Genomic DNA, 10,697 nt, shown 5'->3' on the forward strand with positions numbered 1-10,697 from the left:
CAGGAGAGGAGGAGGTGCGAGCGGGGCGTGAGGCAGCGGCCAGGAAGGAGCGGATGAAGGAGAGGACACCGAGAGTAGAGTGGGCCGAGTTGCTCAGGAGGACGTTGGACTTGGACGTGTTCGGCTGAGTGAGGAGTGGAGGCAGGCGGAGTGTGTTGGCGTAGGTGAAGGGGGCCCCCGGGGTGAGGGCGATTGTGGAGCACCTGGGCTTGCCCACGGCCTGAGCGAGGTTGGCCCCGGCACGAGGGCCAGCCCAGGCCGCGTGGTGTTGAGGCGTAAGCTCGAGTGGACGGACCGCTCCCCACCCCTCGTTCCGCCGAGCGTCGGTGGCCGGGAGGTCCGCCTCTCGGTCCCCGCGCTGTTGAGGCTTGCCCAGGCCGTGCAGGCGGCTCTCGAGCAGAGACGCAGCTCGCCGGTCGTGCCCGCTCCCGCGGCCAGTCCTACGTTGAGACCTGCACGGAGCACTTCGCGCAGAGGCAAGGGACGAGCAGCGAAGCGACGAGCAATGAAGTTCGAGAGAGCCCAGAGCTACAAGTCAGGTGACGACGGGCAAGCTCAAATAAGTGTGGAGGACGGAGGGGCATTATGAGTAGGCCATCAGGTACGCCAACACCCGGCGCCTGCCTCCACACCAGGCACAGGTGAAGACATCCAACGCGAACGTCCTGCGCAGCAGCTTCGCCTGGTCCACTCGCGGCATCCGCTCCTTCTTCGGCTCCTTCCTGAGCGCTGCCTCAGATGCCACGCTCGCCCCCTCCTCACCTGCTTGGGGGAACTCACAACGGAGGAACGGGATGAGTTGGTGCGGCTGCGCAAGGAGGTGCGCCACCTGGAGATGGAGCGCGACTTCCTAAAAAAAGCGGCGGCCTTCTTCGCGAAGGAGACCTCGAAGTGAGGTTCAAGTTCATCGACGCGGAGAGGGCCTGTTTCCCCATCGACTTCATGTGCCAGCAGTTGGGCGTGTCTCGCTCAGGCTACTACGCCTGGAAGCAGCGCCCGGAGTCCGAGAGGGACAAGGCGGACCGGGCCCTGGCCCAAGAGGTGGCGACAGTGCACCAGGAGAGCCGCGGCAGGTACGGCAGCCCGCGTGTGCATGCCGAGTTGCGCGCCCGGGGCCGCCGGGTGAGTCGCAAGCGCGTGGCCCGACTCATGGGCCAACAGAGCCTGGCTGCTCGCAAGAAGCGTCGCTTCGTGCAGACGACGGATTCACGCCACGCTCAGCCCGTAGCTCCCAACATCCTCGAGCGCGACTTCTCCCCCGGTCAGCCCAACAGTTCCTGGGCCACGGACATTGCCTACGTCTGGACGAGGCAGGGCTGGTTGTACCTGGCAGTCGTCATGGACCTCTTCTCGCGCATGATTGTCGGCTGGTCGATGAGCGAGAACATCGACCGGCACCTGGTGCTCAACGCTCTGGACATGGCCCTCAAGGGCCGACAGCCAGCGCGAGGACTGTTGCACCACTCGGACCGGGGCAGTCAGTATGCCAGCGAGGACTACCAGAAGGCGCTGGCCGCTCGCGGGATTCAGTGCAGCATGTCGCGCAAGGGCAACTGCTGGGACAACGCTGTGGCCGAGAGCTTCTTCAGCAGCCTGAAGATGGAGCTCGTCCACGACACCGACTTCGCCACCCACGAGCAGGCCCGCACGGCGCTCTTCGAGTACATTGAGGTCTTCTACAACCGCCAGCGTCGGCACTCTTCGCTGGGCTACGTCAGTCCAGCGGATTTTGAGCTTGCGGCCTTACCGCAGAAGTCGGCATCTTAATCCTACTGTCCACGTAACCGGGGCAAGCCTAGACGGGAGCGCGACGAAGGTTCCCAGCTCCGGACGTCCGATGATGACCTCGTCACCCTCCACCTTTCGTTGGAAGTGTTCAACGTGGATCCGGCTCTGGGACGTGTATCGGCTCATCATGGTGGTAAGGGGGCTGGTAGGGTTGAATCGGGGCCAGAGCCGAGACAGGGCTCTGGCCCCGGTCCCAAACGCCCGACGTGAGCGCTAGACCGGCACGCCGCAAAAACCGAGGTAGAGCGGCGCGGTCGTCTTCACGGTCTCCAGGTCACGAATCGTGAACTTCTTCATTTGCGGCTGCTTCTCGATCTTTGCCTTCTCCATGACACGCTTCATTCCTTGAAAGTGTTTGTCACTAACGGTCCCTGGTTGGATGAATGAATGGATGGTCTCGATGCACCTCCTCGGTCTGGGTCTTCATCCGGGTGGAGTGGTGCAAGACATTTTGTGAGTTGATGGAGAGAACGTGACGAGGCGTCCGGCGCCCCCCCACACCTTCCACGCCGGGGGGGGGGCCTACGGCGGCCTCACCGCACACTCGACGCGCAGGTAATGGAAGGTGTAGCCGCCCGACGTGGTGTGCTGCTGGACTGTCCAGGTGTGGGTCGCCGCGGTGGCCGCATCCGGCCCGAGCCCCGGGTGACGCGCCTCGACGGCGGCATCGCTCGCCTGCGGTGCGCGCGCCCGTGCCGCGGCCGCCCACCACGACGCGGTGGGGCCTACCCTCGCCTTGCCTCCGAGGGCATGCGTGAGCGCCTCCACGTGCTCGCCCTCCACCCCCGCGCCCTCGACTCACTGCTCGGGCGGCGCCTGTCAGCGCTCCTCCTCAGCACCTCCGCTCCAGCCCTCACCCGCAACATGGCCTCTATCCCGCCTATACGCTTCGCCTGTGCGCCCGGTGTAGGATGACGGGCATGGTCTACGAGGTGGATTTCAAGAACGTCTCGACCGTCGGTCTCGAGTCGTCGCCGGTGGCGGCCGCGCTTGCGGGGCTGCGCGCCAACGAGGCGCGCTACTTCAAGAACAAGTACGGCCAGGCCTTCGTCGTCGAGCCGGCGAGCAAGGCGAAGAAGCTCATCGACTACGTGCACCGGATCCTGAAGCAGGAGCGCGACATCGTTATCGAGTCGCGCCCGCTCGAGGCGACGGAGCTTCACGTCGAGAACATCCGCTGGACCTTCGTGTTCTACGAGAGCGGCCTCGCGATCAACGTGCTGTACACGCTCGACGACAAGAAGAAGCGCGCCGTCGGCTTCAAGCTCTCCGACGGGATGGAAGTTCCGCCGGAACTCGCGTCGCGCTTCAAGTTCGCGAAGCAGAAGTCGAAGCTTGCAGGCACGATCCGCGGCTCGTTCTTCGTGATCAAAGGCGAGTACTGAAGATGTCGGCACGTCCGGCGTGGCGCGCGCTGAAGCGGTGACGCAATCATCGCCGGTACCCGTACAGCCATCGCGACTGGTCCAAAATCATCAGCGCTCATCCGAGTTCTTGGGCAAGCCCGATGAGAAGTCCTTCGGGGCCCCGGATGTAACAGAGCCGATACGCGTCTTCGTACTTGACCACTTCGCCGACGAGCTGCGCGCCGCGCTTGCGGAGCCGGGCGACCGTATCGTCGATGTCCTCCACGGTGAACATGACACGTAGGTAGCCGAGCGCGTTCACCGGGGCGTTCCGGTGATCGGCGACCACAGGCGGCGCCAGAAATCGAGAGAGCTCGAGCCGGCTGTGGCCGTCCGGCGTGCGCATCATGGCGATCTCGACGCGCTGGTCGCGCACTCCGGTGACGCGCCCTGCCCACTCTCCTTCGATGGTGGCTCGCCCTTCGAGCTCCAGGCCCAGCTCGGCGAAAAAAGAGATGGCGGTCTCGAGCGATTCCACCACGATGCCGACGTTGTCCATCCGCTTGACTGTCATCGACGCCCTGCCTTTCCATTCGGCTGGAACCATAATCGGCCGGTCGATGGCTTGCCGGTGTAGACGGCCAATTGAGCGTCGAAGGCTCGCTTATAGGCGGGCCGTGCTTCGCCGCGGGCGACATCGGGCTGCGAACGAGCAAGCAGGAGAGGAGGAGGTGCGAGCGGGGCGTGAGGCAGCGGCCAGGAAGGAGCGGATGAAGGAGAGGACGCCGCGAGTAGAGTGGGCCGAGTTGCTCAGGAGGACGTTGGACTTGGACGTGTTCGGCTGAGTGAGGAGTGGAGGCAGGCGGAGTGTGTTGGCGTAGGTGAAGGGGGCCCCCGGGGTGAGGGCGATTGTGGAGCACCTGGGCTTGCCCACGGCCTGAGCGAGGTTGGCCCCGGCGCGAGGGCCAGCCCAGGCCGCGAGGTGTTGAGGCGCAAGACAGCCACCAGGCCGGCGGCCCCAGCCACGCACCTGATGGGAGCGAGGCCTGGGCAGGCGTGTACCCCAAGGGGGTTCAAGCGGTCTGTCCACCGGCCGGGAGCATCGCTCGGGAGGCCCCGTCAGCGGCCCTCCTCGGCCCCTCTGCTCCAGCCCTCACCCTCAACAGGGCCTCTCTCCCGCCTATACGTTCCGCGGGGTCGTCGATCAGATCCGCCCCGGCGTTGAGCTGGCTCACCACGCACGAGGAGAACCCAGTAACGGGTTCCACGCACCACATCCCGGACCCTCTGGATGATTCAGCTCTCTTCTGAACGTGTCCTCTGTCGGAACTGCTCCAGTTCCTCCTCCATGTGCACCTCCTTTTTGTGGCCTGGAGGTCTCACTCGGGTCACGGCGTGATGGCGCGCAGCAACGCGTTGCCCGAGTCCGCCACGTACAGCCTCCCGTCGGGCCCCACCGCGAGCCCGGCGGGCAGCACCAGATCCGCGCTGCCCCCCGCCCCTGCGCAGGCGACCGGTCGCCTTGGGCTCCGCGAGAGAGAGCATCCCTCAGCCGTGCGTCACTCCCAGAGAGCCTGCTGAGCTGGCCCCCTGGCAGGAGCCTGGGGTGGGGGCAGCTCGGGCAGGTGCAGGTGGCGAAGAATGCGCCGGATGACGCTGCCCTGGGTGAGGAACGCCAGCACCCGCCGCCTTCCTGCGCACCTCGGGCAGGAGAAGACGTCCAGTGCGAACCTCTTGCGCAGCAACCCCGCCCAATCCAGCCTCCGGGCGCGCTGACGCTTCCGGCACATGGCCCGAGCTGCCGCCTCTGAAGCTGGTGCCTCCTCCTCGCCCGGGGCCGCCGCCGCGGAGAGCACGGCAGCGGTGGAGCGGGTGCACCAGCGCACCGCCGCGACGCCCTTCGCGCTGTTGGAGAAGGTGACCCCCATCGCGCTCCCCGTCCGGGGCGTGCGTGTGCTCCATGACCTGGCGCTCGCGGGCTCGTATGGGATGGTCCTTTGGGTCAACCACCTGACGGGCACGGCGGTGGGCGTCGCTCTCGACCTCGTCGAGCAGTCGCACACACGAGACGAGAGTGGCCTCATGCACCGTGGGCCTCACCTGCCGCGGCCTCCACGAGCGCGGCTCGGCGGCGGCGGTCGCAGGCCGTCCAACAGGATGTTCAGGTAGCGCTCGGCGAGTTCCCGCCGGTCTCCTCCCGCGATGCGCACCGCGTGCTCGATGCCGCACATCAGTCGCTGAAGGTCGTCGACGCCAATCCCGGCCCGCACGCTTCCCGCCCCCCGGGCCTGCTCCAGTAGGCGGGTCGTCGCCGCGTAGAGCTCGGCCTTGAGCCGCGCCGTCCGGGTGTTCGCGTCCCGGGGCGCATTGAGCACCTCCGCGAGTCCGACGTCGGCCAGTAGCAGCTCCAGGGCCGCGCCCAGGAAGCGACGCAGGCCCGGTCCCGGCTCGCCGGAGGTCTCGGCCACGCGCGCGTGCTCGAGCAGGGCCTGGACGTGCTCGTTCACGAGCTCCTCCAGCAGATCCTGGCGGGTGGGGAAGTGGCGGTACACCGTGCCCACGCCCACCCCGGCCGCTCGGGCAATCTGGTTCATCTGCAACGAGGCGTCACCGCCGGCGAGAAGCTCTCGGGCCACGGCCAGCACGCGCTCACGGTTGCGCGCCGCATCCGCGCGCAAGGCGCCTTCCTGGGTCGACTCCTCGCGCTTCGTCATGCGGCCAGTCTAACCGGCCCTCCACCCGTACGGATGCCCCATCCGAACGGATTGCGTATCCGTTTCCTCGCCTTTATACCCTCGCCGAAGCGGATGAGTCATCCGCTTCGTTGATGCGAGGAGACCAGGATGGACACCAGGGGACAGACGCGAACCGCGCTCATCACGGGCGCCAGTTCAGGAATCGGACTCGAGTTGACCCGCGCGATGCTCGCCGAGGGATGGGAGATCATCGCCCTCATCCGCTCGGGATTTCCCGAGGACGACGCGCTGCTCCGGGAGAGCCTCGGCACGAAGCGGCTGCGTGTCTACAAGGCCGAGCTCACCGACTTCGGCGGCCTGCGGCACGCGCTGGAGCGAATCAAGACCCGCGAGGAGAAGATCGATCTGCTGTTCAACAACGCGGGCGGCAGCTTCCCGGAACTCGGCTTCTCCAAGCAGGGACGCGAACTTCACTTCGAATTGCAGACGGTGGTGCCCTACATCCTCTACCGGGAGCTGAAGGAACTCCTGCTGCGGGGGCAATCGAAGACAGTCATCAACACCTCCACCAGCGCCTTCAGGCTCTTCAGGCGTTTCGACCCCGACACGCTGGAGCACCCGGCGTCCTTCCGCAAGCTGTTCGGCCCGTATGCCACCTCCAAGCTGGCGCTGTCGCTCTGGACCCGCGAGGAGGCCTCGCTGGCCGCCTCCGAGGGAATCCGGCTCCTGAGCGTGGACCCCGGGGGCAACAACACCCTGAGAAGCGGAAAGGCTTCGGGACTGCCCTTCTACGTGGAGCCCCTCATGAAGTTCTTCTTCCCGCATCCCCGCCGGGGCGCCTCACGTCTGTACGACGCGGCGGTGGACATGCGCGAAGGGTTGTCAGGGGCCTTTCTGTCGAATGGCCGGGTGACAAACCTCCCGTTCCCCGGAGAGGGGCGGAGAGTCCTGGAGAAGGTGCGCGCCCTCTATGAACAGGAGTTTCTGCCGACCCCCCACGCATGAGCGTGCTGCGTGGCCTGCTCGGCCAGTGTGTGCCCGCGAAGAAGCCGGCTGGACGTAACGTCTATGCAGAGGCGCTCCAGGCCCTCCCTGTCATTGGCATGCAGGTGGGTGTTGGCGTGCAGGGAGAAGCCTTCCAAGCGTCGAGCTGCGCTTTGTGGGCGTCCTGGCCGATCGAGTAGACGTCATTGTCGAACGAGCCGGTCGTGTCGCCGTCGAGATGCTAGCGGATGCCGCGCTCGCGCATCAGGGCCTCGCTGGTGGCGTCCCGGCCGCGGAACGCGCGGTAGCCCTCGAACGGGTCCACGGTGTTGCCCACGGAGAACACGTGCTGCCGCAGCCGCGCCGCCAGCTTGGGGTCGTGCAGCCGCCGGGCCTGCCTGAAGGCCTCGAACGCGTCGGCGGCCAGCACGTCCGCCCAGAGGTACGTGTAGTAGCCGGCGGCGTATGCGTTGCTCGCGAAGACATGGCCGAAGTGCGGCATCCGGAAGCGCATGCCGACCTCCGCCGGGGCCCCGAGCTGCTGGAGCGTGTCTCGCTCGAACGCGTCCGGGTCCAGGGGCTGTTCCTTCGCCAGGTGCAGCTTCATCTCCACCAGCGCGGAGGTGAGGAAGTCCACCAGGTAGAAGCCCTGGTTGAATGTCGCGGCCTTCTGGATTTTCGCCAGCAGGGCCGGCGGCATCGGCTTGCCCGTCTTGTGGTGCACCGCGAAGCGCTCCAGCACCTCGGGCGTCGCCACCCAGCGCTCCAGCAGCTTGCCCGGAAACTCCGCGTAGTCGCGCACCACGCGGCCGCCGCTCAGGGAGGGATAGGCCACGTTGGAGCTCAGCTCGTGCAGCGCATGGCCGAACTCGTGGAAGAGCGTCTGCGCGTCGCGCCAGCCGACCAGGGCGACCTCGCCGGGCCCTGGCTTCACGAAGGGCATGCTGTTCGACACGATGGGGGTGACTTCTCCCCGGAACCGCTCCTGGATGCGGTACGGGTCGGTCTGGCCGCCGTTGTACTTGCCCTGGCGCGCATAGGGGTCGAAGTACAGCAGCCCCACGTGACGCCCGCTGGCGCGCTCCTTCACCTCGAAGACGCGCACGTCCGGGTGGTAGACGGGCACGCCGACCGCGGGGGCGAAGGTGTAGCCGAACAGCTCGCCGGCCACCCAGAACATGCCCTCCCTCAACTTCTCGAGCTGGAGGTAGGGCTTCACCTCGTTATCGTCGAAGTCGTACTTCGCCTTGCGCACCTTCTCCGCGAAGTAGCGGTAGTCCCACGGGGCGATGTCCTCCGTCAGCCCGGAGCGCTGGGCCAGCGCCCGCATCCCGGCGACGTCCGCGCGCACCTGGGCAACGGAAGGGGCCCAGGTGTCCATCAGCAGCTTCAGGGCGCGCTCGGGCGTGGCCACCATGGTTCCCTCGAGCTGCCGGTGCGCGTACGTGGGGTAGCCCAGCAGCCGGGCCTGCTCGGCGCGCAGGGCGAGGATTTCGCTGACGATGGCGTTGTTGTCGTGCGCGTCGCCGTGGTCGCCCCGGCTGTCGTAGTTGCGCCACACCTTCTCCCGCAGCGCCCTGTTGTCCAGGTACGTGAGGAAGTCCGCCACGGCCGAGCGGGTATTGGACACCACCCACCGGCCCTTCAGGCCGCGCGCCTCGGCGTCGGTCGCCCCTGCCTTGCGCAGGGCCTCCGGCAGTCCCGCGAGGTCCGCCTCGTTGTCGATGATTACCGCGTTCGCCTCGTCGGCGAGCACGTTCTGCTTGAAGGACGTGTAGAGGGCGGCGAGTCGCTGGTTGAGCTCGGCGATGCGCTTGCGGCCCGGGGCGTCGAGCTTCACGCCGGAGCGGGCGAAGTCCCGGTAGTAATACTGGACGAGGCGCCGCTGCTCGGGCGTCAGCCGCGCCATCTCGGGCGAGTCATGGACAGCCTGGATGCGCTGGAAGAGGGCGAGATCCTGGGACTGCTCGTCCCAGAAGGCCGCCAGCCGGGGCGCCATGGCGTGCTCGACCTGCTGGAAGTCGGGCGTGTTCATCACCGTGGACCAGGCGTTGTAGACCTCGTAGACGCGGTTGAACGTCCGGCCCGCGTCCTCCAGCACGGCGATGGTGTTCTCGAACGTGGGGGCCTCCTTCGTGCGGAGGATGGCGGCGATCTCGCGCCGGTTCTCCTCCATCGCGACCTCGAACGCCGGCTCGAACTGCTCGACCTTCACCCGGTCGAAGGGCGGCACTCCGCCATAGGGGCCCGTCCAGGGCTCCAGCAGCGGGTTGGCGGGGGTGGCCGGGGCGGCGGACGCGAGGCCCGCCACGAGGAAGACGAACGCACCGATTCTGTTTTTCGTCATGAAAATAGAATAGGAGTGCCGACTGTCGTCCATCCATCGAATGGTATTCGTCCGGGAGACCTCGATGCCCCAGCTCGACCGAATCGATCGCGCGATTCTGACCGCCCTCCAGAACAACGCTCGGCTGTCCAACAAGGAACTGGCCGCGCAGGTGGGGCTCGCCCCCTCGTCGTGCCTCATGCGGGTGCGGAAGCTGGAGTCGGACGGCGTCATCAAGGCGTATCAGGCGGAGCTGGACGCCAACGCGCTGGGGCTCGGCCTGCAGGCGCTCATCGCCGTCCAGCTCCGCCTCCACGTCGGCGAGGCCTTCGGCAACATCGGAGACCACCTGCGCTCTCTGCCGGAGACGGTGGCCGTCTACTGCCTCGGCGGCACCACGGACTTCCTCGTCCACGTGGTGTGCCGGGACACCGAGCACCTGCGGCGGCTGACCATCCTGTCCTTCACGAGCCGGCCGGAGGTGAGCCGCATCGAGACATCGCTGGTATTCTCATACACGCGCCTGGGGCTGCCGGTGGACCACGCGCACGGCGTCGGCATCCCACCGCGCTGACGTCTCCCTCTCTCTTTTCATGTTGCGAAATAGCGACCCTGCTCGAGGTCTGAAATGAGCCCAGGCTGTCGCGGACTCCATCCCAGTCGCTCTCGGGTTCGCGTGCTCGAGACCGGGTTGTCGTTCGCGAAGAAGCGCGCGAGCCAGCCAAAATGGTTGACTGCTTCCTCGCGTGGTTTCGAGACGACTGGCACCTTCAAGCGTCGGCCGATGACGTCCGCGATGTCTCGGGTCGGCACGCCCTCGTCGGCAACGCAGTGAAACGTGGCTCCCGCGAGACCCTTCTCGAGCGCCAGCCTGTAGAGATGGGCTGCATCGAGCCGGTGCACCGCGGGCCACCGGTTGCGCCCGTCGCCCACGTACGCCGAGAGGCCCTTTTCGCGCGCGATGCGGATGAGGCCTGGAACGAAGGCGTAATCGCCGTCGAGCATAGGAGGAACAGGCGCGCTCTTGCGGGGGGGGGTGCTGGGCGGCGAGGTGGATGAACTCGATGGCTGCACCCGCGCTCTGGCAGGGGCGGGCGGCCCTCGAGGTGCTCTCTGCTGGCGGTGTGAGCGCACCCCTCCCCAAGTCCCGCCTCCCAGGTGAAGCCTGCGGGCGGGTGCGCGCGGGGGCTGGTGCGTGTGCTTGGGGGGCCTACTGCCAGAAGTCTGGCTGCGGCGGCCCGCGGGCGGGCGCCAAAGGCGCCACGTCGACTCCGCAAGCGAGAAGACCTGGGCGTAGTTCCATCCACCCCCCGCACCCACGCGGGCCTATAGTGGCAATACTGGTGACTGCCCGCAGGAGTCGTCAGCTTCCAGTCGTCAGGAGGTCGAAATGAGCGTCCGAGCCGATTCTAGTAGGTGTACATCAATTCTCGTAACCGTTCACCGGGTTGATGCGTCCGGACGAGCATGGGCAGTTGCAACGGTGGAGCACCAGTCGAATGCGCGACATGGTCGATGTTGACCAGGGACGGGGTTGGATGGGTTGAGGTGTGGACA

11 protein-coding genes and 1 pseudogene are annotated in these 10,697 nt (G+C 66.9%); 4 read left to right on the plus strand and 8 right to left on the minus strand.

The genetic code is table 11. The features are described 5' to 3' along the window. Positions 1-583 precede the first annotated feature (583 nt). On the minus strand, positions 584-745 hold the full coding sequence (locus DAT35_RS57535) for an ATP-dependent helicase HrpA (protein ID WP_108077946.1): 162 nt from the start codon (positions 743-745) through the stop codon (positions 584-586). 30 nt (positions 746-775) lie between these two features. Between DAT35_RS57535 and DAT35_RS57540 the strand changes: the two are divergent. Then, a pseudogene (locus DAT35_RS57540) lies at positions 776-1,767 on the plus strand (IS3 family transposase); the annotation flags it as partial. A gap of 543 nt (positions 1,768-2,310) precedes the next feature. Here the strand turns inward: DAT35_RS57540 and DAT35_RS57545 are convergent. After that, positions 2,311-2,556 carry a hypothetical protein gene (locus DAT35_RS57545; RefSeq protein ID WP_108077947.1) on the minus strand — a complete coding sequence of 82 codons (246 nt, stop codon included), beginning with the start codon at positions 2,554-2,556 and terminating at the stop codon, positions 2,311-2,313. A 152-nt stretch (positions 2,557-2,708) separates the two neighbouring features. On the opposite strand from DAT35_RS57545, the gene DAT35_RS57550 reads away from it, so the two are divergent. Beyond that, positions 2,709-3,173 (plus strand): phage tail protein, encoded by a 465-nt coding sequence (locus DAT35_RS57550; protein ID WP_108077948.1) that lies wholly within the window; start codon positions 2,709-2,711, stop codon positions 3,171-3,173. Between the two features lie 97 nt (positions 3,174-3,270). On the opposite strand, the gene DAT35_RS57555 is transcribed toward DAT35_RS57550, so the two are convergent. The 4 genes from DAT35_RS57555 to DAT35_RS57585 all read right to left on the minus strand — a co-directional run bounded on the left by DAT35_RS57555 (position 3,271) and on the right by DAT35_RS57585 (position 5,848). Then, complete coding sequence (locus DAT35_RS57555; protein WP_108077949.1) at positions 3,271-3,708, minus strand: VOC family protein; 438 nt, start codon at positions 3,706-3,708, stop codon at positions 3,271-3,273. Positions 3,709-4,522: 814 nt separating this feature from the next. Beyond that, positions 4,523-4,612, minus strand: coding sequence for a hypothetical protein (locus DAT35_RS62655; RefSeq protein WP_158502488.1), 90 nt, complete (start codon positions 4,610-4,612; stop codon positions 4,523-4,525). Between the two features lie 81 nt (positions 4,613-4,693). Beyond that, positions 4,694-5,062 carry a hypothetical protein gene (locus DAT35_RS61735; RefSeq protein WP_233262325.1) on the minus strand — a complete coding sequence of 123 codons (369 nt, stop codon included), beginning with the start codon at positions 5,060-5,062 and terminating at the stop codon, positions 4,694-4,696. Between the two features lie 168 nt (positions 5,063-5,230). Continuing rightward, positions 5,231-5,848, minus strand: a complete 618-nt coding sequence (locus tag DAT35_RS57585) for a TetR/AcrR family transcriptional regulator (RefSeq protein ID WP_108077954.1) — start codon at positions 5,846-5,848, stop codon at positions 5,231-5,233. A gap of 129 nt (positions 5,849-5,977) precedes the next feature. Here DAT35_RS57585 and DAT35_RS57590 point away from each other — a divergent pair, with 129 nt between their 5' ends. After that, entirely contained in the window at positions 5,978-6,835 is an 858-nt protein-coding gene (locus DAT35_RS57590) for an SDR family NAD(P)-dependent oxidoreductase (protein ID WP_108077955.1), read from the plus strand. 220 nt (positions 6,836-7,055) lie between these two features. On the opposite strand, the gene DAT35_RS57595 is transcribed toward DAT35_RS57590, so the two are convergent. Continuing rightward, positions 7,056-9,161 carry a M3 family metallopeptidase gene (locus DAT35_RS57595; RefSeq protein ID WP_108077956.1) on the minus strand — a complete coding sequence of 702 codons (2,106 nt, stop codon included), beginning with the start codon at positions 9,159-9,161 and terminating at the stop codon, positions 7,056-7,058. Positions 9,162-9,225: 64 nt separating this feature from the next. Here DAT35_RS57595 and DAT35_RS57600 point away from each other — a divergent pair, with 64 nt between their 5' ends. Continuing rightward, positions 9,226-9,714, plus strand: a complete 489-nt coding sequence (locus tag DAT35_RS57600) for an Lrp/AsnC family transcriptional regulator (RefSeq protein WP_108077958.1) — start codon at positions 9,226-9,228, stop codon at positions 9,712-9,714. 17 nt (positions 9,715-9,731) lie between these two features. Here the strand turns inward: DAT35_RS57600 and DAT35_RS57605 are convergent, their stop codons facing one another. Continuing rightward, positions 9,732-10,145, minus strand: a complete 414-nt coding sequence (locus DAT35_RS57605) for a hypothetical protein (RefSeq protein WP_108077957.1) — start codon at positions 10,143-10,145, stop codon at positions 9,732-9,734. Positions 10,146-10,697: the final 552 nt, after the last annotated feature.

The organism is Vitiosangium sp. GDMCC 1.1324, assembly GCF_003044305.1.
Lineage (GTDB): Bacteria > Myxococcota > Myxococcia > Myxococcales > Myxococcaceae > Archangium.